Source organism: Stenotrophomonas sp. Sm6012 (assembly GCF_030985895.1).
Classification (GTDB): Bacteria; Pseudomonadota; Gammaproteobacteria; order Xanthomonadales; family Xanthomonadaceae; genus Stenotrophomonas; species Stenotrophomonas forensis.
On record NZ_JAPTFX010000029.1, the window covers coordinates 1 to 22,891 of the forward strand.

Annotated in this window: 19 protein-coding genes, 1 other RNA gene and 1 pseudogene; 16 read left to right on the plus strand and 5 right to left on the minus strand. The window is 68.3% G+C overall.

Annotated elements, in window-relative coordinates:
- Positions 1 to 101: 101 nt before the first annotated feature.
- The 3 genes from O0J73_RS07645 to O0J73_RS07655 form a co-directional block, all read right to left on the minus strand.
- Entirely contained in the window at positions 102 to 1,487 is a 1,386-nt protein-coding gene (locus O0J73_RS07645; protein WP_308308409.1) for an FAD-linked oxidase C-terminal domain-containing protein, read from the minus strand.
- Between the two features lie 340 nt (positions 1,488 to 1,827).
- Positions 1,828 to 2,196 (minus strand): YraN family protein, encoded by a 369-nt coding sequence (locus tag O0J73_RS07650; RefSeq protein ID WP_032953931.1) that lies wholly within the window; start codon positions 2,194 to 2,196, stop codon positions 1,828 to 1,830.
- Positions 2,186 to 3,907 carry a penicillin-binding protein activator gene (locus O0J73_RS07655; RefSeq protein WP_308308410.1) on the minus strand — a complete coding sequence of 574 codons (1,722 nt, stop codon included), beginning with the start codon at positions 3,905 to 3,907 and terminating at the stop codon, positions 2,186 to 2,188. The genes O0J73_RS07650 and O0J73_RS07655 overlap by 11 nt, the downstream gene beginning before the upstream one ends.
- A gap of 81 nt (positions 3,908 to 3,988) precedes the next feature.
- Between O0J73_RS07655 and rsmI the strand changes: the two genes are divergently transcribed.
- The gene (gene rsmI, locus O0J73_RS07660; protein ID WP_049458141.1) at positions 3,989 to 4,807 is read left to right on the plus strand and encodes a 16S rRNA (cytidine(1402)-2'-O)-methyltransferase; all 819 of its coding nucleotides are present in this window, start codon (positions 3,989 to 3,991) and stop codon (positions 4,805 to 4,807) included.
- A gap of 197 nt (positions 4,808 to 5,004) precedes the next feature.
- An RNA gene (rnpB, locus tag O0J73_RS07665) (RNase P RNA component class A) lies at positions 5,005 to 5,356 on the plus strand.
- 75 nt (positions 5,357 to 5,431) lie between these two features.
- On the opposite strand, the gene O0J73_RS07670 is transcribed toward rnpB, so the two are convergent.
- Together O0J73_RS07670 and O0J73_RS07675 are read right to left on the minus strand one after the other, a co-directional pair.
- Entirely contained in the window at positions 5,432 to 5,911 is a 480-nt protein-coding gene (locus O0J73_RS07670) for a DM13 domain-containing protein (protein ID WP_308308411.1), read from the minus strand.
- 101 nt (positions 5,912 to 6,012) lie between these two features.
- The gene (locus O0J73_RS07675) at positions 6,013 to 6,765 is read right to left on the minus strand and encodes an NRDE family protein (protein WP_308308412.1); all 753 of its coding nucleotides are present in this window, start codon (positions 6,763 to 6,765) and stop codon (positions 6,013 to 6,015) included.
- A 323-nt stretch (positions 6,766 to 7,088) separates the two neighbouring features.
- Here O0J73_RS07675 and mraZ point away from each other — a divergent pair, with 323 nt between their 5' ends.
- The 14 genes and pseudogenes from mraZ to ftsZ all read left to right on the plus strand — a co-directional run bounded on the left by mraZ (position 7,089) and on the right by ftsZ (position 22,815).
- Positions 7,089 to 7,535 (plus strand): division/cell wall cluster transcriptional repressor MraZ, encoded by a 447-nt coding sequence (mraZ, locus tag O0J73_RS07680; protein WP_308308413.1) that lies wholly within the window; start codon positions 7,089 to 7,091, stop codon positions 7,533 to 7,535.
- A gap of 14 nt (positions 7,536 to 7,549) precedes the next feature.
- Positions 7,550 to 8,518 carry a 16S rRNA (cytosine(1402)-N(4))-methyltransferase RsmH gene (gene rsmH, locus O0J73_RS07685; protein WP_308308415.1) on the plus strand — a complete coding sequence of 323 codons (969 nt, stop codon included), beginning with the start codon at positions 7,550 to 7,552 and terminating at the stop codon, positions 8,516 to 8,518.
- Complete coding sequence (gene ftsL / locus O0J73_RS07690) at positions 8,515 to 8,778, plus strand: cell division protein FtsL (protein WP_005412242.1); 264 nt, start codon at positions 8,515 to 8,517, stop codon at positions 8,776 to 8,778. The genes rsmH and ftsL overlap by 4 nt, the downstream gene beginning before the upstream one ends.
- The gene (locus O0J73_RS07695; RefSeq protein ID WP_004154216.1) at positions 8,775 to 10,619 is read left to right on the plus strand and encodes a penicillin-binding transpeptidase domain-containing protein; all 1,845 of its coding nucleotides are present in this window, start codon (positions 8,775 to 8,777) and stop codon (positions 10,617 to 10,619) included. The genes ftsL and O0J73_RS07695 overlap by 4 nt, the downstream gene beginning before the upstream one ends.
- Positions 10,616 to 12,124: a UDP-N-acetylmuramoyl-L-alanyl-D-glutamate--2,6-diaminopimelate ligase gene (locus O0J73_RS07700; RefSeq protein ID WP_004154217.1), complete on the plus strand. Its 1,509-nt coding sequence runs from the start codon at positions 10,616 to 10,618 to the stop codon at positions 12,122 to 12,124. Before O0J73_RS07695 ends, O0J73_RS07700 begins: the two co-directional genes overlap by 4 nt.
- Positions 12,121 to 13,515, plus strand: a complete 1,395-nt coding sequence (gene murF / locus O0J73_RS07705; RefSeq protein WP_197563828.1) for a UDP-N-acetylmuramoyl-tripeptide--D-alanyl-D-alanine ligase — start codon at positions 12,121 to 12,123, stop codon at positions 13,513 to 13,515. The genes O0J73_RS07700 and murF overlap by 4 nt, the downstream gene beginning before the upstream one ends.
- Positions 13,505 to 14,590: a phospho-N-acetylmuramoyl-pentapeptide-transferase gene (gene mraY, locus O0J73_RS07710; protein WP_004154219.1), complete on the plus strand. Its 1,086-nt coding sequence runs from the start codon at positions 13,505 to 13,507 to the stop codon at positions 14,588 to 14,590. The genes murF and mraY overlap by 11 nt, the downstream gene beginning before the upstream one ends.
- 1 nt (position 14,591) lies before the next feature.
- A complete protein-coding gene (ftsW, locus tag O0J73_RS07715; protein ID WP_004154220.1) occupies positions 14,592 to 15,911 on the plus strand; it encodes a putative lipid II flippase FtsW in 1,320 nt (439 codons plus the stop codon).
- On the plus strand, positions 15,908 to 16,996 hold the full coding sequence (gene murG / locus O0J73_RS07720) for an undecaprenyldiphospho-muramoylpentapeptide beta-N-acetylglucosaminyltransferase (RefSeq protein WP_308308416.1): 1,089 nt from the start codon (positions 15,908 to 15,910) through the stop codon (positions 16,994 to 16,996). The genes ftsW and murG overlap by 4 nt, the downstream gene beginning before the upstream one ends.
- 40 nt (positions 16,997 to 17,036) lie before the next feature.
- On the plus strand, positions 17,037 to 18,473 hold the full coding sequence (gene murC, locus O0J73_RS07725) for a UDP-N-acetylmuramate--L-alanine ligase (RefSeq protein WP_308308417.1): 1,437 nt from the start codon (positions 17,037 to 17,039) through the stop codon (positions 18,471 to 18,473).
- On the plus strand, positions 18,470 to 19,432 hold the full coding sequence (locus O0J73_RS07730; RefSeq protein WP_164241690.1) for a D-alanine--D-alanine ligase: 963 nt from the start codon (positions 18,470 to 18,472) through the stop codon (positions 19,430 to 19,432). Before murC ends, O0J73_RS07730 begins: the two co-directional genes overlap by 4 nt.
- Positions 19,429 to 20,103, plus strand: a pseudogene (locus O0J73_RS07735) (cell division protein FtsQ/DivIB); the annotation flags it as partial. The gene O0J73_RS07730 and the pseudogene O0J73_RS07735, both read left to right, overlap by 4 nt.
- Positions 20,104 to 20,174: 71 nt before the next feature.
- Positions 20,175 to 21,410, plus strand: a complete 1,236-nt coding sequence (ftsA, locus tag O0J73_RS07740; RefSeq protein WP_005408083.1) for a cell division protein FtsA — start codon at positions 20,175 to 20,177, stop codon at positions 21,408 to 21,410.
- A gap of 169 nt (positions 21,411 to 21,579) precedes the next feature.
- Entirely contained in the window at positions 21,580 to 22,815 is a 1,236-nt protein-coding gene (ftsZ, locus tag O0J73_RS07745) for a cell division protein FtsZ (RefSeq protein ID WP_308308418.1), read from the plus strand.
- Positions 22,816 to 22,891: the final 76 nt, after the last annotated feature.

Below are 22,891 nucleotides of genomic sequence, written 5' to 3' on the forward strand. Positions count from 1 at the left end.
AGCTTGCTCGACTGCGGCCGACAACAGTCGAGCAAGCTCGACTCTACGCCTGGCGCAAAGGCAGTCGAGCAAGCTCGACTCTACGAAAGCGTTGCACGTCCTCAGGCCGGTGGCAGCACCTTGCCGGGGTTGAGGATGCCATCCGGGTCCAGCGCGGCCTTGATCGCGCGCATCGTCGCCAGTGTTTCCGCGCTGAAGGCCCTGGCCATGAAATCGCGCTTGGCCAGGCCTATGCCATGCTCGCCGGACAGCGTGCCACCCAGTGCCAGCGTCAGTTCGAAGATCTTCGGCAGCGCGGCGTGTGCGCGTGCATTCTCGTCGGCATCGTCCGGGTGGTACAGGATGTTGACGTGCAGGTTGCCGTTGCCGGCATGACCGAAGGTGACGATGGTGAGCGTGTAGTCACGTGCCAGTGCCTGCACGCCCGCCACCAGATCGGGAATGCGCGATACCGGTACCACCACGTCTTCGTTGATCTTGCCCGGGGCGACACTGCGCAGTGCCGGCGACAGGGCTTTGCGTGCGGCCCACAGCTGATCGCGCGCGCGGCCTTCCATCGCCACGTCCAGCGCGATCATGCCGTCGCCTTCAGCGGCGCTGGCCAGTGCCTGCAGCAGGTAGGGCAGGGTGTCGTGGTCGCCATCGGCTTCGACCAGCAGCATCGCACCGGCCTCGGGTACTTCGGCGCCGTTGAGCCGCAGCAGTTCAAGGCTGCGTGCGTCCATGAATTCCAGGCGCGTGGGCACCACCGGCTGTGACATCAGACGCGATACTGCGGCGGCGGCAGCATCGGCATCGCGGTACAGCACGCGCAGACCGGCCTGGCTGACCGGCAGCGGGGTCAGCTTCAAGGTGGCTTCCACGATCAGTGCCAACGTGCCCTCGCTGCCCACCAGCAGGTGGGTGAGGTCATAGCCGGTGGAATCCTTGGTGTAGGCGCCGCCGCAGCGGATCACCTCGCCGGTGCCGGTGACCGCCACCAGGCCCAGCACGTTGTCGCGGCTGGTGCCGTACTTCACCGCGCGCGGGCCGCCGGCATTGCAGGCCAGGTTGCCGCCCACGCTGCAGATATCTGCGCTGGACGGGTCTGGCGCCCAGAACAGGCCGTGCGGTGCCAGCGCCTGCTGCAGGGTGCCGTTCAATACGCCTGGCTGCACGACTGCGCAACGGTCACCGGCGCGGATCTCGACGATGCGGTCCATGCGGGTGAACGACAGCACGATGCTGCCCGGCAGTGGCACCGCCGCACCGGTGGTGCCGGTGCCTGCGCCACGCGCGACCAGCGCGATGCCATGCGCGCGGCAGGCACGCACCAGCGCCTGTACCTGTTCCACATCGGCGGGCAGCGCCACCGCCGCTGGGCGCTGGTGGCGCCATGAGTTGTCCTGCGCGTTCGCCTCCAGCGCGCTGTCGTCCATGCGCCAGCCCTCCGCGCCCAGCAGGGCGGACAGTTCGGCAATCAGTGCGGCGGGCAGTGCGGTACTCATGACGGATCTCGTGGGGAAACAGAGGTATCAACGGGGAGACGCGCCCTGGTGGGCGCCGACCAAGGTCGGCCTCTACCGGGCTGCCCGCTTCTGGTAGGTGCCAACCTTGGTTGGCACAGAAGCGCCGACCAAGGTCGGCCTCTACCAGAACAGGTGGGCGCCGACCAAGGTCGGCCTCCGCTGGGCTGCGCGCTCTTGGTAGGTGCCAACCTTGGTTGGCACAGAAGCGCCGACCAAGGTCGGCCACTACCAGAGCATGTGGGCGCCGACCAAGGTCGGCCACTACCAGAGCATGTGGGCGCCGACCAAGGTCGGCCTCTACCGAAACGAAGGGTTGCCATCAGCAGTCGTCCAACCGGAACGCATCACGCAGCCAGTGCAGCTGTGGCGGTTCGCCACTGGCTTCGACCACATCGAAGCGGCAAGGTGCATTGGCCAGCGCAGGGTGGTCCTGCAGGTACAGCTGCGCGGCATGCGCCAGGCGCCGGCACTTGCGCGCATCCACCGACGCGGCGCCGCCACCGAAGTCCGAACGCGCGCGGTAACGCACTTCCACGAACACCACGGTGCCGGCGTCGTCCATCACCAGGTCCAGTTCGCCGCCGCGATAGCGCACGTTGCGCGCACGTGGCTGCAGGCCAGCCTGTTGCAGATGCTGCTCGGCGGCGGCTTCCACCGCCGAGCCACGTTGGCTGCGCTCAGCGACCACCGACGATCGGCATCGGCCGGCCGCCATTGAAGGTGGACCACGCCGGCTGGCGCAGGATGTTGCCGTTGCTGTCCAGGAACAGGGTGCCGGTGGCGCCGTCCAGGCCGCCTTCGTTGGACAGCTTGTCCAGGTAGGCAGTGATCTTCCAGGCGTCGGCGCCGAAGGCGAACAGGCGGCCGGCCGCACCGCGTGCGCTGGGCAGGGTGCTGGCGACCTGGCTGGACGACGGCAGGCCGGACACGCTGCGTACGTTCCAGGCTTCGTTCGGGTAGACGATGCCGTCCAGCGCCACGTCTTCTTCCACCTTGCCGCTGCCGACTGTCAGCTGCGAAGTGCCGACGCGGGTCGCGCCACCGGCACCGGCCAGTGCCAGCTGCGGCGCCAGCAGGCGCGCCTGCGGTGCGCGTACGGCGAGGAACACGGCATCGACCTGGCCGGCATTGCGCACCTGTGCACCCACATCCCCTACCGCATCGGTCACGCCGACCGTGGCCACCACCTGACCGCCACGCTGGGCGAAGCGCTGCGCGAAGGCGGCGGCGGCACGGCGGCCGGTGTCGTCGGCGCTGTTGATCACCAGTGCCTTGCCTCGCTCGCGGCCACGCAGGTATTCGGCGGCCACGATGCCGTCGTCTTCCGGGGCCAGCGAGAAGCCGGCGCTGCCGGCCGGCGGTGCATCCTTGCCGCGGTTCAGCGCCAGCACCGGCACCTGCAGCTGCTGGCGGCCGTACACCGCGTCCACTTCGTCGCGGCCCAGCGGGCCGACCACGAAGTCGGCGCCGGAGGCGACAGCCTTGTCATACGCGGCCAGTGCACCGGCCGGGGTACCGGCGGTGTCGATGAAGTTGATGTCCGGGCGGCGGCGGGTCTCGCCGTAGTAGGCGGCCAGCAGGCCGTCACGCACCGGCTGCGCGGCGGTGGCCAGGCGGCCGCTGAGCGGCAGCAGCACGGCCAGCTTGGCCGGCGGGCGGTAGCCATCGCTCAGTGCCGGCGGGCGCTTGCTGGTATCGAACTGGGCCGCGCCATCGCGATCGAACGGGCGCGGCAGCGGCAGGCCGCGCGCGATCAGCGCACGGCCGGCGAAGTTGTACAGCGGGTCGTTGGCCGGCAGGGCCGCGGCACGGCTGCGCAGGCTGGCGTCGTCGAGGGTGCCGAGCAGGCCGGCGATGGCGGCCTGGTTGTCGTTGCGTGCAGCACCCGCCAGACCGGCGTGGGCGCGGGCGCGCTCGGCGGCGGCACCGAAGGCGTCGCCGGTGCCCTGCAGTGCCTGGGCGCGTGCCAGCAGCCAGCGGGTGCGCAGGCCGACCGCAACGCTGTCGGAATGATCCTTCAACAGCGCCAGCGCCTGCGCCGGTTGCTTGTCGGCCAGCGCCAGCTCGGCACCGGTCAGCTGGTAACGCTGCAGGCTGGCGCCGGTCAGCTGGCGGGCGGTGAGCTGGCCCAGCAGGCTGCGCGCGCGGGCGCTGTCGCCGGCCAGGTGCCAGGCCCAGGCCGCGTCGGCCAAGGCGTTGCTGCGGGCACCCCCGCGCAGGGTGGCGGCCAGGCCTTCCAGCTGCAATGCGGCGTCGCGCGGCTTGCCCTGTTCGATCAGCGCCAGCGCCTGGCTCTGGGCCGGCGAATCGGGCGTGCTGGTCAGGCTGGTGGTGGCACAGCCGGCCAACAGCATCAGCGACAACGACAGGGCGGAGATCCGTGCGGCGGGCTTGTTCATGATCGGGTCCATGCGATGAGGGCAGCGGCCTTGGCCGGGTACACGCTACGATTCTACCCTTGCCCCGTGAGTACCGCTGAAATGAGTGTGCCAACCCTGTACGTCGTCGCCACCCCGATCGGCAACCTGGCCGATCTGAGCCCGCGCGCGCAGGAGGTGCTGCGTTCGGTGGCCGCCATCTGTGCCGAGGACACCCGCCGCAGCGGCCAGCTGCTGTCCCATTTCGGCATCCAGCAGCCGCTGGTGGCCCTGCACGAACACAACGAGGAAGCGCTGTCGCAGCGCCTGGTGTCGCGGTTGCAGGCCGGTGAATCGCTGGCCCTGGTCAGCGATGCCGGCACCCCGCTGGTCAGCGACCCCGGTTTCCGCCTGGTGCGTGCCGCGCGCGCGGCCGGCATCAAGGTCAGCCCGATTCCGGGCGCCTGCGCGGCCATCGCCGCGCTGAGCGTGGCCGGGTTGCCCAGCGACCGCTTCAGCTTCGAGGGCTTCCTGCCGGCCAAGGCCAGCGGACGCCGTGACCGCCTGCAGCTGCTGGCCGGCGAAGTGCGCACGATGGTGTTCTACGAATCCTCGCACCGCATCGCCGAGTCGCTGGCCGACATGGCCGCGATCTTCGGCGGCGAGCGCCCGGCGGTGCTGGCGCGCGAGCTGACCAAGCTGTTCGAGACCGTGCTGGATGGCGACCTGGCGGGTCTGCTGGCGAAGGTGGAAGGCGACGAGAACCAGCGCAAGGGCGAGTTCGTGGTGATGGTGCAGGGTGCTGGTGATGATGAGGAGGCGCAGCTGGCGCATGGCCGCCGCGTCTACGCCACGCTGAGCGAACACCTGCCGCCGTCGACGGCCGCCAAGCTGGCCGCCGAACTGACCGGTGCACCGCGCAAGGCGTTGTACGGCAGTTGATGGATCGTGCGGACCAAGGTCCGCACCCACCAGAGCGGAATCCGCACCCACCAGAGCGGAATCCGCACTCACCAGAGCGGAATCCGCACCCACCCGGGCAGCGGCATCGGTAGATCCACGCCATGCGTGGATGGATGAGCCGGATGCCGCGATCAGCGCGGCAGGAAGCGCGCGCGTGCGCTAGAATGCGCGCTGGCGGAGCCGGCCAGACAGTCGCGTCATCCCTTCGGGGGTGCCGAGGAAAGTCCGGGCTCCATAGGGCAAGGTGCCAGGTAACGCCTGGGCGGCGAAAGCCGACGGAAAGTGCAACAGAAAGATACCGCCTACGTCTTCTTCGGAAGGCCGGTAAGGGTGAAATGGTGCGGTAAGAGCGCACCGCGAGTCTGGCAACAGACCGGCACGGCAAACCCCACCTGGAGCAAGACCAAATAGGGATCCTTTGGCGCGGCCCGCGTTGGATCCGGGTAGGTTGCTTGAGCGTTGCGGTGACGTAACGCCTAGAGGAATGACTGTCCACGACAGAACCCGGCTTATCGGCCGGCTCCGCCTCCTTTCTTCATCGGCGCACACCGCGCCTCGGCAATGCCGGCCAGCGGCCGGCACTACCAGGGCGCCATGCCGTCGTCAGCCCGGCGTGCGGTACTGCCCGGCGGAAATGAACTGCGAGAAGCGCTCGCACCACACCACGACCGTGGTGTAGTCGTCCACGTTGACGTCATCAGGTACATCGACCAGGAAACGGCTGAAGGTCTTCACCTCGCCGATGCGCCGGGACTGTGCCTTGACCTTCAGGAAGTCGGCCTTGTTGTCGACGAAGCCGTGCACCAGGTAGACCTTGTAGTCCGGCCCCGGCCCCATCTTTCCGTCGAAGGCCACCTGGGTGGCGCTGACGCTGACCTTGCCTTCGGCCCAGTGCACCGCATCGCTGCCCTTGAGGTCGCGCCGGAAGGTGGTGTGGTAGGCGGCCTTGCCCATGGCGTCCTGCACCTGCGCGGCAGGGGGATCGTCGGGGGCGATCAGGATCGGCAGCAGGTAGACGCCCAGGCCAAAGCCGAGGCCGAGGGTGAGCAGGTGGGTGGCAGCAAGAACAAGAACGCGACGCATCGAAGACTCCCTGTGGATCGGTCAGGTGCGCGGCAGGACCGCGCCCAGTCATCGTGTGGCGTGCAGCTAGACATTTATAGACACAGAAAACGGGTACAGGGTCAGAAGGCGACGCGGCTCTGGCCGAGTGCGACGCCCTGCGGACCGAAGCGGCGCTCGTGGATCTCGCCGTGGCCGTCGGCATCGATCAGCAGCACGGTGCTGGCGCGGGTGCCGTAGTCGTCGCCGCGGATGAAGGCCGGGCTCAGCCAGCGTTCGCGTTCCAGGCCGATGCCGGTATCGGGCAGCTCGCCGTCGGCGGGGCGGTGTTCGTCGGCCAGCGCGGTCCACAGCGGGGCCAGCTCGCCATCGCCGGACTGCAGCCAGGCCGAAAGCGCGGCCATCAGCCGCCGGGTCTTGGGCCAGGGGGCGTCCAATGCACCGTTGGACATGCCGTGTACACCGGGGCCGAGGGTCTGGCGCTCGGCCGGGTGGTTGCCCAGGTACTCCAGGCTGTTGCCGTCGGCCAGCAGCAGGTTGAACGGGGCATAGGCGCCGGCCACGGCCGCCAGGCGGTCGATGTGCACGGCCGCCGGGTCGCGGCCGCGCAGGAAGTCAGCCACCAGCGCGCCGCGCGACGGACCGGTCTGGGCGGCCAGCGGATCGCGGACATTGGTGACCACCGCCATCCGGCCCGAGGCACCCACCCCGGCCCAGCCGCCACCGGAGCGCAGGTCGCGCCCGCCGATGACGGAGGTCTCATCTTGCCAGGGGGCCAGCGCCGCCGTCGGGCGGGCGTGGAACTCATCACGGTTGCCGGTCATCACCAGCCGCCAGCGCGGGTGGTGCATCCAGCCAAGAGCGAGCAGGCACATGGCGTCATTGTGCACGGTTTGCGCAGTCCGGCGCCGTTTTTGGCCCGCTCTGGATGAATGCGCGGCCGATGTTTCACGCCCTGTCCACACCCCTGAACTTCCGTTCAATCTCAAAAATTGAGACGGATCAGCAACTTGTGGATAAGCCTTGAACAATTCTCTAAAGGTTGTTGCAAGCCATTGATGCGGCTGGCGATTTCCCTGCTGAAAAGTTGTTGACAACCCTCGGCCCGCTGCTAAGGTGGGCATCAGAGGGAAATCCGGGTGTTTTGTGGGTTTTCGTGGTTCAATGTTTCACCGGGCGAAGGATAGGTGCACGCGTCGTGTTCCAGGGCGAGACGGCCATCACAGTTGACGATAAAGGGCGCATGGCGGTTCCCACCGCACACCGCGACCTCGTCGCGCGCGCCAGCAACAACCGTCTCGTACTGACCTACAACCCGTTCGAAGCCGGCTGCCTGTGGCTGTACGCAGAGTCGGAATGGGAGCGGGTCCGCGACGATGTGATGTCCAAGCCCAACACCCAGCGCGTCGTGCGCCTGTTGCAGCAGAAGCTGGTCGGTTCGGCCGCCCATCTGGAGCTGGACGGCAACGGTCGCATCAGCATCCCCGCCAGCCACCGCGGTGCGGTGGGCATTGAGAAGAAGGCGGTATTGCTCGGTATGGGCGACAAGTTCGAATTGTGGAGCGAGCAGGCGCATCGGGCCCTGATCCAGCAGACGTTGTCTGACGAGGATCTGGGTGATGGGTTGCTCGACCTGAAGTTGTGAGCCGGGGTGCCCGGATGCGCCCAGAAGCGCAGGCCGGTCACCTTCCGGTGTCGCAGTCGCCGGCGGTGCACCTGCCGGTCCTGTACACCCAGGTCCTTGAAGGCCTGAGGGTGATCGAAAACGGACGTTATCTGGATGGCACGTTCGGTCGTGGCGGTCATGCACGTGGCGTGCTTACCCAGTTGGGTCCCGAGGGGCGCCTGCTGGTCATGGACAAGGATCCGGAAGCCATCGCCGTAGCCGAGCGCGATTTCGCGCCGGACCCGCGCGTGTCCATCTTCCGTGGCAGCTTCGCCCAGCTGCTGCAGTGGGATGCGACGGCCGAAGGGCTGGACGGCGTGCTGTTCGACCTGGGCGTGTCGTCGCCGCAGCTGGACGTGGCCGAGCGTGGCTTCAGCTTCGGCAAGGACGGCCCGCTGGACATGCGCATGGACCCGGACAGTGGCGAAAGTGCCGCGCAGTGGATCAATCGCGTCGAAGACCGCGAGATCGCCGATGTGCTGTGGACCTACGGCGAAGAGCGCCAGAGCCGCCGCATCGCGCGTGCCATCGTGGCCCGCCGCGAGAAGCAGCCGTTCACCCGCACCGCCGAACTGGCCGAGCTGATCGCCTCGGTGATGCCGCGTGGAAAGGACAAGATCCACCCGGCCACGCGCAGCTTCCAGGCCATCCGCATCCACATCAACCGCGAACTGGCTGATCTGGAAGCCGGCCTCGATGCCGCGGTGGAGCGGCTCAAGCCCGGTGGCCGCCTGGCGATCATCAGCTTCCATTCGCTGGAAGACCGCATCGTCAAGCAGTACATGAACCGCCTGGCCAAGGCGCCGCCGGCCAACCGCCGCCTGCCCGAGGCGGAGGTGTTCGTGCCCATCCTGGATCTGATCGGCGGCGCCATCAAGGCCACCGACGAAGAGCTGGCGGCCAATCCGCGTGCCCGCAGCGCCGTGCTGCGCGTGGCCCAGAAGCAGGAGGCCGATGCATGAGCCGGCTGCTGCTGATCATCCTGTTGGCCTCGACCGTGGCCTCGGCGATCGGCGTCGTGTTCGTGCGTCACCGTCACCGGCAGACGTTCATCGAGCTGTCGCGCGCCGAGCGCAAGCGCGATGACATCAACCTGGAGTTCGGCCGCCTGCAGCTGGAACAGGCCACCCTGGCCGAAGCCAACCGTGTCGATCGCATCGCCCGCGAAAAGCTCGGCATGAAATTCCCCGAGGCCGCCGACATCGTGGTGGTGCGGCCATGAGCAAGACCGGCCGCAACCGCCCGCGCAACGCCTTCAACCTGCGCCAGCGCCTGCGCTGGGTCGCGCTGGCGCTGGGCCTGTGCTCGGTGTCGCTGGTCGGCCGCGCGGCCTACGTGCAGATCATCAACAGCGACTTCTACCAGCGCCAGGGCGAGGCCCGTTATCTGCGCGAGCTGCCGATCAAGACCTCGCGCGGCATGATCACCGACCGCAACGGCGAGCCGCTGGCGGTGTCCACGCCGGTTGCCTCGATCTGGGTCAACCCGCAGGACCTGCTGCGTTCGCCCGAGCGCATCCCCGAGCTGGCCCAGGCGGTCGGCATGTCGGTGGATGAGCTGAGCAGCCGCCTGTCGCAGAAGTCGGACAAGGAATTCATGTACCTGCGCCGCCGGATCAATCCGGACGAAGCAGAGAAGGTGGTCGCGCTGAAGATTCCGGGCGTGGCCGCGCAGCGCGAGTTCCGCCGCTTCTACCCGCAGGGTGAGGCGATGGCGCACGTGCTGGGCTTCACCAACATCGACGACCGCGGCCAGGAAGGCCTGGAGCTGGCGTTCGACGAATGGCTGCGCGGCAAGGCCGGCGCCAAGCGGGTGATCCGCAACCGCAAGGGCGAGACCGTCGAGAGCGATCTGCTGCGCGCCGCCGAACCGGGCAAGGACCTGACCCTCAGCATCGACCGCCGCATCCAGTACCTGGCCTTCAAGGAGCTGCGCAACGCGCTGGTGGCCAACAAGGCAGCCGGCGGTTCGATGGTGATCATGGACGTGACCACCGGCGAGATCCTGGCCATGGTCAACCTGCCGACCTACAACCCGAATTCGCTGACCGGCGCGCTGCCCGATGCGCGCCGCAACCGTGCGGTGACCGACCTGGTCGAGCCGGGTTCGACGATGAAGCCGCTGACCATCGCCACTGCGCTGCAGGCCGGTGCGGTGACCAAGGACACCATCATCGACACCAACCCGGGTTACATGACCCTGGGCCGCTTCACCATCCGCGACGTGCCGCGCAACAACGGCGTGCTGAACGTGACTGGCGTGATCACCCGCAGCTCGAACGTGGGTGCGGCCAAGGTCGCGGCGAAGATGCCGGACCAGGTGTTCTACGACGGTGTGCGCCGCTTCGGTTATGGCTCGGTGCCGCACAGCGGTTTCCCGGGTGAATCCGGTGGCGTGGTGCTGCGCCCGGCGCGCTGGTCGGGCACCACCAAGACCACCATGTCCTACGGCTATGGCCTGAACGTCACCCCGCTGCAGATCGCCACGGCCTACTCGGCGCTGGCCAACGGCGGTCGCCTGATCGCGCCGACCTTCGTCAAGGGCCAGCGCAACGAAGGCCAGCAGATCATCGACGAGAACGTCGCCAAGCAGGTGGTGGCGATGATGGAAACGGTGGTGACCCAGGGCGGCGCCAAGCAGGCGGCGGTGCTGGGCTACCGCGTGGCCGGCAAGACCGGTACCGCGCGCAAGGCCGGCCCCGGCGGTTACGAGCGCGGCCACTACAACGCGCTGTTCGCCGGCGTGGTGCCGGCCACCAACCCGCGTTTCGCCACCGTCATCGTCATCAACGACCCGCAGGCCGGCAAGTTCTACGGCGGCCTGGTGTCGGCGCCGGTCTATCACAACGTGATGGAAGGCACCCTGCGCCTGATGGACGTGCCGCTGGACGACCTGCAGTCGTGGCTGGCCGCCCAGCAGTCCGGCAAGGTCGGCCATTCGGCCTCGATCCTGCCTGCGCCGCCGGCCGAAGCCGCACTGCCGGTGGATGCCGCCGCTGAATTCGATGCTGCGCTGCCGAGCGCGCATGCCCAGACGCCGCCCGCTACGGGAGGCACGCAATGAGTCCTTCGATGTTGCTTTCGCAGTTGCTTCCGGACGTGGCCCTGGCGGGCCATGACCCCGTTCTGACCGGCCTGGTGCTGGACAGCCGCGCCGTGCGCCCCGGTAATGCCTTCGTTGCCATCGCCGGGTTCGGCGCGCATGGCCTGGGCTTTGTCGAGCAGGCCCGCGCGGCCGGTGCCAGCGCCATCCTGTTCGAGCCTCCGGCGCCTGCCGAGCTTCCGGCACCGGCCGATGCGATCGCCGTGCCGGGCCTGCGCGCGCGCATGGGTGCGATGGCCGACCAGTTCCATGGCGCGCCGTCGCGGGCGATGGCGATGGTCGGCGTGACCGGCACCAACGGCAAGACCTCCACCGTGCAGCTGCTGGCCCAGGCTTGGCACCTGCTCGGTACGCCCAGTGGCAGTATCGGCACGCTGGGTGCCGGACTTTATGGTGCGGTCGAACCGACCGGCTTCACCACGCCGCTGGTGCTGCAGATGCATGCGCTGCTGGCGCAGCTGCGCGATGCCGGTGCACGTGCGGTGGCGATGGAAGTCAGCTCGCATGCGCTGGACCAGGGCCGCGTGGATGCCGTGCACTATGACGTGGCGGTGTTCACCAACCTCACCCGCGACCATCTGGACTACCACGGCGACATGGCCAGCTACGGCGCGGCCAAGGCGCGGCTGTTCCATCGCCCGGGCCTGAAGGCCGCCGTGGTCAACATGGATGATGCATTCGGCCGCCAGCTGTTTGCCGGCCTGCCGGCGGGCGTGCAGCCGATCGGCCTGAGCTCGCGCGGTGCCACCGACGCCAGCGTGCGCGCCGAAGCGCTGCAGCTGGACGGCCGTGGCATCGCCTTCGAACTGGTCATTGACGGCCAGCGTGCCGCCGTGCAGTCGCCGCTGCTGGGCCGCTTCAACGTGGACAACCTGCTGGCCGTGGCCGGCACCCTGCACGCGCAGGGCCAGCCGCTGCCGCGCATCGCCGAAGTGCTGTCGGCGCTGCAGCCGATCCGTGGCCGCATGAACCGCTTGGGCGGCGAAGACGGCCTGCCGACCGTGGTGGTGGATTACGCGCATACCCCGGACGCACTGGAACAGGCGCTGGACAGCCTGCACGGCCACCTGCACGGCGCGCTGTTCTGCGTGTTCGGCTGCGGTGGCGAACGTGACACCGGCAAGCGCCCGCAGATGGCCGCCATTGCCGAGCGCCTGGCCAACCAGGTCATCGTCACCGACGACAACCCGCGTGGCGAGGACGGCGACGTGATCGTGGCCGACATCCTGGCCGGCTTCCAGAATGCCGATGCCGTGACCGTGCAGCGCAGCCGCGCGCGCGCGATCGGCCTGGCGGTGAAGCGTGCCGGTGCCGGCGACATCATCCTGATCGCCGGCAAGGGCCACGAGCCGTACCAGGAGGTCAATGGCGTTCGCCATGACTTCGACGACACCGAAGTGGCTGCCGCTGCGTTGGCTGCCAAGGCTGGCGTGTTGGCCGCGCAGGCCGGGGAGGGCATCGCATGAAGCGCACCCTGCTTTCGCTGATCGCGCACTGGGCCGGCGGTGAGATCCATGGCGACGACGTGGCCATCGATGCGGTCAGCAATGACACCCGCAGCCTCGGCCCGGGCAGCCTGTACGTGGCACTGCGCGGTGAGCGTTTCGACGGCCATGATTTCGCCACCGATGCGCAGGTGCGCGGCGCCAGTGCGCTGCTGGTCGAGCGCCTGCTGCCGATCGAGCTGCCGCAGGTGCTGGTGGCCGACAGCGAGCTGGCGCTGGCGAAGATCGCCACCGGCATGCAGCGCGACCGCGACACCGAGGTGTTCGCGATTACCGGCAGCAATGGCAAGACCAGCGTGAAGAGCCTGCTGCTGTCGATCCTGCAGCAGGTGGCGCAGCACGCGCATAAAGTGGTCTACGCCAACCCGGGCAACCGCAACAACGAGATCGGCCTGCCGCTGGCAGTGATCGACGCGCCGGAAGATGCCGACTACGCCGTCTACGAGATGGGCGCCGGCAAGCCGGGCGACATCGCCTACCTGACCGATATCGCCCGCCCGCGCTACGCACTGGTCAACAACATCGCACCGGCCCATCTGGAGCGGATGGGCAGCCTGCTCGGCGTGGCCGTCACCAAGGGCGCTATCTACGCGGCGCTGCCGGCCGATGGCGTGGCGGTGATCAACGTCGACGATGCCTACGGCCGCTGGTTCGAACAGCATTTCGTCGGCACGCCGGCGCGCTGCCGCGTGCTGCGCTACGGCCTGGAGCACACCGCGGACATCACCGCGCGCGACATCCGTGCCGGTGCCCAGGGCAGCCAGTTCACCCTGGTTTCGCCGATGGGCGAAGCCCGCGTGGTGCTGGGCCTGCCGGGCCGCCACAACGTCAGCAATGCGCTGGCCGCGGCCAGCCTGGCGCTGGCTGCCGGTGTCGACCTGGCGCTGATCGCGGCTGGTCTGGCCGAGGCGCAGCCGGTGCCGGGCCGCCAGATCGCCCACCAGCTGCGCAATGGCGCGGTGCTGGTGGATGACAGCTACAACGCCAACCCCGGTTCACTGGCCGCCGCCATCGATGCCCTGGCCGCTGCCCCGGAAGAGGGCTGGCTGGTGCTGGGCGACATGCGCGAGCTGGGCCCGGATGCCGAGGCGCTGCATGCGCAGGCCGGGCTGCGTGCACGTGCTTCCGGTCTCAAGCGCCTGTACGCGCTGGGTCCGCTCAGCGCCGCCGCTGCCGCCGCCTTCGGCGAGGGCGGCCGTCACTTCACCACCCATGACGCGCTGTCGCAGGCGCTGAAGGACGAGCTGCACCCCGGCGTGCGCTGCCTGGTCAAGGGTTCCCGTGGCAGCGCCATGGACACGATTGTCAAAGCGCTGCTGGCGCAAGGAGAGGAATCCCCGCATGTTGTATGAACTGGCTCGATGGTTGCAGCAGTTGGAGAGCCTGTTCGGGCTGTTCAACTACCAGACGTTCCGCGCCATCCTTGCCGCGCTGACGGCCCTGTTCCTGTCGCTGTGGCTCGGCCCGGCGATGATCCGCAAGCTTGCCCAGTTCAAGGGCGGCCAGCCGATCCGCAAGGACGGTCCGCAGACCCATTTCTCCAAGGCCGGCACGCCGACCATGGGCGGTTCGCTGATCCTGCTCACCATCACCCTGTCGGTGCTGATGTGGGCCGACCTGCGCAACCGCTACGTGTGGCTGGTGCTGGCGGTGATGCTGTGCTTCGGCGCCATCGGCTGGTATGACGACTGGATCAAGATCGTCCGTCGCGACCCGAACGGCCTGAAGTCGCGCTGGAAGTACCTGCTGCAGTCGATCTTCGGCCTGGCTGCGGGCCTGTTCCTGTTCTATACGGCCGACGTGCCGGCCGCGCTGACCTTCTACATCCCGATGTTCAAGTCGGTGGCGCTGCCGCTGGCCGGCATCGGCTTCGTGGCCATCGCCTACTTCTGGATCGTCGGCTTCTCCAACGCGGTGAACCTGACCGACGGCCTGGACGGCCTGGCGATCATGCCGACCGTGCTGGTGGCCTGCGCGCTGGGCGTGTTCGCCTATGCCTCGGGCAACGTGGTGTTCGCCAACTACCTGCAGATCCCGCAGATTCCGGGCGCCGGTGAGCTGGTCATCATCTGCGCGGCCATCGCGGGCGCGGGCCTGGGCTTCCTGTGGTTCAACACCTATCCGGCCATGGTCTTCATGGGCGACATCGGCGCGCTGGCGCTGGGCGCGGTGCTGGGCACGATCGCAGTGATCACCCGCCAGGAACTGGTGCTGGTGATCATGGGCGGCGTGTTCGTGATCGAAACGCTGTCGGTGATGATCCAGGTCGCCTCGTTCAAGCTGACCGGCAAGCGCGTGTTCCGCATGGCGCCGATCCACCACCATTTCGAACTGAAGGGCTGGCCCGAGCCGCGCGTGATCGTGCGCTTCTGGATCATCTCCGTCGTGCTCGTACTGATCGGCCTGGCCACGTTGAAGGTGCGCTGAGATGAACGACCTGTCCCGCCAGGCAACACGCCTTGAAGCCATCGAAGGCAGCTACGACAAGTGGCTGCTGGGCGCGATCATCGCGCTCACCGGTGTGGGCGTGGTGATGGTGGCGTCCAGCTCGATCGCGCTGATGAGCAGCCCGTTCTACTACCTCAACCGCCACCTGATCTTCCTGGCGGTCGGCATCGTGCTGGCGGTGATTGCCGCGCGCACCGAGCTGAAGTCGATCGAGCAGTACAACCAGATGCTGCTGCTGGGCTGCTTCGTGCTGCTGCTGGCGGTGTTCACGCCGGGCCTGGGCAGCACGGTCAACGGCGCGCGCCGCTGGATCAACCTGGGCATCTCCAAGTTCCAGACAGTGGAAGCGGTGAAGGTCCTCTACATCGTGTGGCTGTCCAGCTATCTGGTGCGCTTCCGCGACGAGGTCAACGCGACCTGGCCAGCGATGCTCAAGCCGCTGGGCGTGGCCGGTGCGCTGGTGGTGCTGCTGCTGCTGCAGCCGGACTTCGGTTCCTCGACCCTGCTGCTGGCGATCACCGCTGGCATGCTGGTGCTGGGCGGGGTCAACATGCCGCGCATGTCGATGCCGGTGATCATCGGCCTGGTCGGCATGAGCGCACTGGCGATCATCGAGCCGTACCGCATGCGCCGCATCACCTCCTTCCTGGACCCGTGGGCCGACCAGCAGGGTGACGGCTATCAGCTGTCCAACGCGCTGATGGCGGTCGGCCGTGGCGAGTGGACCGGCGTCGGCCTGGGCAATTCGGTGCAGAAGCTGTACTACCTGCCTGAAGCGCACACCGACTTCATCTTCTCGGTCACCGCCGAGGAATTCGGCTTCCTGGGCACCTGCGTGATCGTGGCCCTGTATGCGCTGCTGGTCGGCCGCACCTTCTGGCTGGGCATGCGCTGCGTGGAAATGAAGCGCCACTTCTCCGGCTACATCGCCTTCGGCATCGGCCTGTGGATCAGCATGCAGACCTTCGTCTCGATCGGCGTGAACCTGGGCATCCTGCCGACCAAGGGCCTGACCCTGCCGCTGATCTCCTCCGGCGGTTCGTCGGTGCTGATGACCTGCGTGGCGATGGGCCTGCTGCTGCGCGTGTCCTATGAACTCAAGCGCGCCGAGCGCCGCCAGGCCGTGCGTATCGGTGGCGCCGAAGACGCCGCTGCCGAGCCGATGGACGAGCCGGCTGCGCCGGTGGCTGCCAGCGTACCGATGAGCGCCCAGCCGGTGGCTGCCGCTGCGCCGAACGCCGCGCGTGGCACCAGCCGCCTTCAGTCGCGCGTCGAACCGACCTTCGGGAGGCTGTCATGAGCGCAGCCCACGACGCTGCACGCCCGGTGATGATCCTGGCCGGTGGTACCGGTGGCCACATCTTCCCCGGCCTGGCCGTGGCCCGCGTGCTGCGCGAGCGCGGCGTGCCGGTCACCTGGATGGGCGCCGACGGCGCGATGGAAACCCGCCTGGTGCCGCAGCACGACATCGCGATCGACACGCTGGCGATCACCGGCCTGCGTGGCAAGGGCAAGCTGGCCCTGCTGGCCGCGCCATGGCGGCTGATGCGCGCGCTGCGCGCGGCCGGCATGATCATCCGCAAGCGCCAGCCGCGTGCGGTGGTGGCATTCGGTGGCTTCGCCTCCGGCCCGGGTGGCATGGCCACGCGCCTGCACGGCCTGCCGCTGATCGTGCATGAGCAGAACCGCGCACCGGGCCTGACCAACCGCATCCTGTCGCGCTATGCGCGCCGCCTGCTGACCGGCTTCCCCGGCACTTTCGCCCAGCGCGAGGAATTCGTCGGCAACCCGGTGCGTTCGGAAATTGCCGCCATCGCACCGCCCGAACAGCGCTTCGCCGACCGCCACGGTCCGCTGCGCGTGCTGGTGGTCGGTGGCAGCCAGGGCGCACGTGCACTCAACACCGGTGTGCCGCAGGCGATTGCCGCGCTGGGCGCGGACCTGCCGGTACAGGTGCGCCACCAGAGTGGCGAGAAGATGCATGCCGAAGCGGTCGAGGTGTATGCCAAGGCCGGCGTGCAGGCTGAAATCACCCCGTTCATCGCCGACATGGCCGACGCGTTCGCCTGGGCCGATCTGGTCGTGTGCCGCGCCGGCGCGTCGACCCTGGCCGAACTGTGCGCGGTCGGTGTCGGCAGCGTGCTGGTGCCATTCCCCGCCGCCGTCGACGATCACCAGACCCGCAATGCGGAGTACCTGGTCGAGCGCGGCGCGGCGGTTTTGCTGAAGCAGGACGGAACGCTGGCCGACGGCATTGCCGCACTGCTGCGCGATCTGTCCGAAAATCCGGCCCGCCGCATGCAGATGGCGCAAGCCGCGCGTGCCCTGGCCAAGGTCGATGCCGCCGAGCGCATCGCCGATATCATTCTTGAGGAAGCTGTATGAAGAAGGCATGCCACCGCGCCTGCCCTGCGCGAGGCCGCGCATGATCCGTCGCCTGCACGACACCAACGACCTGGTGCGCGCGTTCCCGCGCGTGCATTTCGTCGGCATCGGTGGCACCGGCATGAGCGGTATCGCCGAAGTGATGCTGACGCTGGGCTACGAAGTGTCCGGCTCGGACAATGCCGACAACGGCGCGACCCGCCGCCTGGCCAGCCTGGGTGCGCGCATCATGCGCGGCCACTCCGCGGCCAATGTGCTGGGCACCGACTGCGTGGTGGTCTCCAGCGCCATCCGCGAAGACAACCCGGAACTGATGGAAGCGCGCAGCCAGCGCATTCCGATCATGCCGCGCGCGGCGATGCTGGCCGAGCTGATGCGCTTCCGCCGTGGCATCGCCGTGGCCGGTACCCATGGCAAGACCACCACCACCAGCCTGACCGCCGCGGTGCTGAGCGAAGGTGGCCTGGACCCGACGTTCGTGATCGGTGGCCAGCTGCTGGCTGCCGGTGCCAACGCCAAGCTGGGTGGTGGGCAGTGGCTGGTGGCCGAGGCCGATGAAAGCGATGGCAGCTTCCTGCGCCTGAATCCGCTGATGTCGATCATCACCAACATTGATGCCGATCATCTGGAGAACTACGGCAACGACTTCGCCCGCGTGCAGGCGGCCTTCGCCGAGTTCCTGCAGCGCCTGCCGTTCTACGGCCTGGCGGTGCTGTGCATCGATGATCCGGAAGTGGCGGCACTGGCTGCCAAGACCCCGCGCCACGTGATGAGCTACGGCATGAGCCCGCAGGCCGACGTGCGTGCCGAGAACGTGGTGCAGGAAGGGTCGCGCATGCGCTTCACCCTGCGCCTGCCGCAGGGCACCAGCCAGGAAGTGGTGCTGGCGCTGCCGGGCAGGCACAACGTGCTGAACGCACTGGCCGCCGCGGCAGTGGGCTGGCAGCTGGGCGTGGCGCCGGACGCCATCGCACGCGCACTGGAAGGCTTCGCCGGCGTCGGCCGTCGCTTCAACGATCTGGGCGAAGTGACCACCGCCAGCGGTGCCAAGGTGCGCATCATCGACGACTACGGCCATCACCCGAGCGAGCTGGAAGCGGTGTTCGCCGCCGCCCGCGGTGGCTGGGCCGACAAGCGCCTGGTGGTGGCTTTCCAGCCGCACCGTTACAGCCGTACTCGCGACCAGTTCGACAAGTTCGCCGCAGTGCTGTCCAGCGTCGATGCGCTGGTGCTGAGCGAGGTCTACCCGGCCGGTGAAGAGCCGATTGCCGGCGCCGATTCGCACGCGCTGGCGCGCGCCATCCGTGCGCGCGGCCGCAGCGAGCCGGTGGTGGTGGGCAAGGCGGCCGAACTGGCCAGCGTGCTGCCGGACGTGCTGCAGGACGGTGACCTGCTGCTGATGATGGGAGCCGGCGACATCGGCGCGGTGGCCAGCCAGATCGCCGTGGAAGGGTTCAAGGCGGAGGGCGAGGCGTGAGCACGCTGACCTTCCCGCCGCTGCGCGTGACCGACCCGGCCGTGTTCGGCCGCGTCGCCGTGCTGCTCGGTGGCAGTTCCAGCGAACGCGAGGTGTCGCTGGATTCCGGCCGCAACGTGCTGGAAGCACTGCAGGCACGCGGCATCGATGCGTTCGCCGTGGACGGCATTCCGGCGCTGGCCAAGGTGCTGGCCGCCGGCGGTGTCGACCGCGTGTTCAACATCCTGCACGGCCACAACGGTGGCGGTGAGGATGGCATCGTGCAGGGCCTGATGGACGCCTTCGGCGTGCCGTATACCGGCTCGAACGTGCTGGGTTCGGCGCTGAGCATGGACAAGATCCGCACCAAGCAGGTGTGGCTGTCGCTGGGCCTGCCGACCCCGCAGTACCGCAAGGTCACGGCCGAGGACGTGCATGCCAATGCCGCCGGACTGGGGCTGCCGGTGGTGGTGAAGCCGGCCAATGAAGGCTCCAGCGTGGGCATCAGCCGGGTCACCGACGACGCTGGCCTGGACGAGGCGGTGGCCCTGGCCGCGCGCTACGACGGCCAGCTGCTGATGGAACAGATGGTGGTCGGCGACGAACTGACCGTGGCCATCCTCGGCGACGTGGCGCTGCCGTCGATCCGCATCGTGCCCAAGGGCCAGTGGTACGACTACAACGCCAAGTACATCGCCGAGGACACCCAGTACCTGTGCCCGGGCCTGGACGGTGCCGACGAAGACGAGATCCGCCGCATCGCGCTGGCTGCGTTCCGTGCCGCCGGCTGCCGCGGCTGGGGCCGCGTGGACGTAATGCGCGACCGCGCCAGCGGCCGCTTCTTCCTGCTGGAAGTGAACACCGCACCGGGCATGACCAGCCACTCGCTGGTGCCCAAGGCGGCCGCACAGGCCGGCATCGGTTTCGAGGAACTGGTGTGGCGCGTGCTGGAACAGACCCTGGAGGCCCCGCACGCATGAACGCGGTGCTGCGCATCTTTGTCTGGCTGTTGGCGCTGTCGGTGGTTGCACTGCCGGTGGTGGCCGTGGTCAATGGCTGGGTCGGCGCCGAGCGCTGGCCGCTGGCGAAGCTGCGCGTGCACGGTGAATTCAAGCGGGTGCCGGCCGAACAGCTGCAGCAGGTGCTGCTGCCGTATGCGCATGCCGGTTTCTTCGCGGTCAAGCTGCAGGACGCCCAGGACGCCCTGGAAAAACTGCCGTGGGTGGAAAGCGCGCAGGTGCGCAAGCAGTGGCCGGACGTGCTGGAAGTGACCCTGGTCGAGCACAAGCCGTTCGCGCGCTGGGGCAACGACCGCCTGGTCTCCGAGCAGGGCAAGCTGTTCCCCACGCCGAAGAAGCTGGCCGACCTGGCGCTGCCCGAACTGGACGGCCCGGACAGCCAGACCGAAGAAGTGATGAAGCTGTACAGCGACTCGCGTGCATTGTTCGCACCGGCCGGCGTGGATGTGCGCCGGGTGACGATGGATGCGCGTGGCAGCTGGTCGCTGGTGCTGAGCAACGGCACCGAAGTGGTGGTCGGCCGTGACGACGCGCGCTCGCGCATGCAGCGCTTCGTCAAGGTGCTGCCGCAGCTCAACCGCCAGGACGCGCCGATCGAGCGCGCCGACCTCCGTTACACCAATGGTTTCACGCTGAGCTGGGGTACCCCGGCCACGCCGGCGTTTTCGCCGGCGACCCCGGCCAGCAGGACGCAGGAAAGGACATGAATCGCAAGGGTGACAAATCGCTGATCGTTGGCCTGGACATCGGCACCTCCAAGGTGGTGGCGCTGGTGGGCGAGTATTCGCCGGGCAACCCGATCGAAGTGATCGGCATCGGCTCGCACGAGTCGCGCGGGCTCAAGCGCGGCGTGGTGGTGGATATCGAATCGACCGTGCAGTCGATCCAGCGCGCGGTGGAAGAGGCCGAGCTGATGGCCGGCTGCGAGATCCGCTCGGTGTACGCCTCGATCTCCGGCAACCACGTGCAGTGCAAGAACTCGCCGGGCATCGTGCCGATCCGCGACGGTGAAGTGACCTGGGGCGACCTGGATCGCGTGCTGGACGCGGCCAAGGCGGTGGCGATCCCGGCCGACCAGAAGATCCTGCATGCGATTCCGCGCGAGTACGTGCTGGACGATTCGCAGGAAGGCATCCGCAACCCGGTCGGCATGACCGGCGTACGCCTGGAAGTGCACGCCCACCTGGTGGTGTGCGCGCAGTCGGCCGCGGCCAACATCAGCAAGTGCGTGCAGCGCTGCGGCCTGCAGGTGGACGACCTGGTGCTGTCCTCGCTGGCCTCCAGCGTGGCGGTGCTGACCGCCGATGAGCGCGAGCTGGGCGTGGTGCTGGTCGACATGGGCGCCGGCACCACCGACATCGCGGTGTTCGTGCAGGGTGCGATCTGCCACACCGCTTCGCTGCCGATCGCGGGCGACCACGTGACCAACGACATCGCGCACATGCTGCGCACGCCGACCCCGGAAGCCGAGCAGATCAAGGTGCGCTACGCCTGCGCCCTGGCCCAGCTGGCCACCGCCGAGGAAAGCATCCAGGTGCCGTCGGTGGGCGACCGCCCGCCGCGCCGCATGCCACGCCATTCGCTGGCGCAGGCGGTGCAGGGCCGCTACGAGGAAATCTTCGAGATGGTGCAGGCCGAACTGCGCCGCTCCGGCTTCGAGGAATTGGTGCGCGCCGGCATGGTGCTGACCGGTGGCGCTTCGAAGATGGAAGGCGTGGTCGAACTGGCCGAGGAAATGCTGCAGATGCCGGTGCGCGTGGGCATTCCGCAGCACGTCACCGGGCTTGGCGAAGTGGTCGGCAATCCGGTGCATGCCACCGGCGTGGGCCTGCTGCTGATGGGCAGCCAGATCGAGCATCCGCGGCGTCCGTCGCTGCCGACCGGCCGCGCCGGAAGCATGTTCAAGAAACTCAAGACCTGGTTCCGCGGCGAGTTCTGACGCGGAACCCGCAACACCGGGCGATGCCCGGGCAACACCTGCAACACCCGCATCACAGACGCAGCAACGCAACACACAACCCACACAGCCGCATCGGCAACATGACACGCGAAGGCAGGAGGCCCGACCGTCCATGCCACCGACAAGCGGATACAACGAGGACACGGACATGGCGCATTTTGAACTGATCGAAAAGATGGCACCCAATGCGGTGATCAAGGTGGTTGGCGTGGGCGGCGGCGGCGGCAATGCCGTGGCGCACATGGTCAACTCGGCAGTGGATGGCGTGGAATTCATCACCGCCAACACCGACTCGCAGGCCATCAAGAATTGCGGTGCCAAGCTGCAGCTGCAGCTGGGTACCAACGTGACCAAGGGCCTGGGCGCAGGCGCGAACCCGGAAGTCGGCCGCCAGGCCGCGCTGGAAGATCGTGAGCGCATCATGGACGCGCTGCAGGGTGCGGACATGGTGTTCATCACCGCCGGCATGGGCGGCGGCACCGGTACCGGCGCTGCGCCAGTGGTGGCACAGCTGGCCAAGGAAATGGGCATCCTGACCGTGGCCGTGGTCACCAAGCCGTTCCCGTTCGAAGGCCGTCGCCGCATGCAGGTGGCGCTGAAGGGCATCGAGGAACTGAGCCAGCACTGCGACTCGCTGATCACCATCCCCAACGAAAAGCTGATCACCGTGCTGGGCCGCAACGCGACCATGATCCAGGCCTTCCGTGCCGCCAACGACGTGCTGCAGGGCGCCGTGCAGGGCATCGCCGACCTGATCGTGCGTCCGGGCCTGATCAACGTCGACTTCGCCGACGTGTGCACCGTCATGTCCGAAATGGGCCTGGCGATGATGGGTACCGGCACCGCCCGCGGCGACGACCGCGCGCAGGCCGCTGCTGAATCGGCAATCCAGAACCCGCTGCTGGACGACGTGAACCTGGCCGGTGCCAACGGCATCCTGGTCAACATCACCGCCGGCGCCGACTTCACCATGGCCGAGTTCGACGAGATCGGCCGCACCATCGATGGCTTCGCTTCCGAAGACGCCACCGTGGTGGTCGGCACCGTGCTCGATCCGGACATGCAGGACGAAGTGCGCGTGACCGTGGTCGCCACCGGCCTGAACCGCGTCTCGGCCAGCAAGACCCAGCGCCCGGGCGAGCGTGCACCGATCAAGCTGGTGCGCAATGCGACCACCGGCCAGCCGGAGTTCGGCGACTTCGACAACGGTGGCGACGCGGTGTCCAAGGCCGTCGGCGGCATGGGCCTGGGCCTGCGCCGTGCCAGCAGCGATACCACGGCGGCCTCCACCCCGTCGGCGCCGGCCGCTTCGGCCCCGGCAGCGGCGGAACTGCCGAACGATTACCTGGACATCCCGGCCTTCCTGCGCCGCCAGGCGGACTGAGCGGGGTAGCCCGGGGCTTGTCCTCCCCGGGTTGCGCCACCATGTCCTGAAAACGCGGGCGCCGGGCCAGGATGGG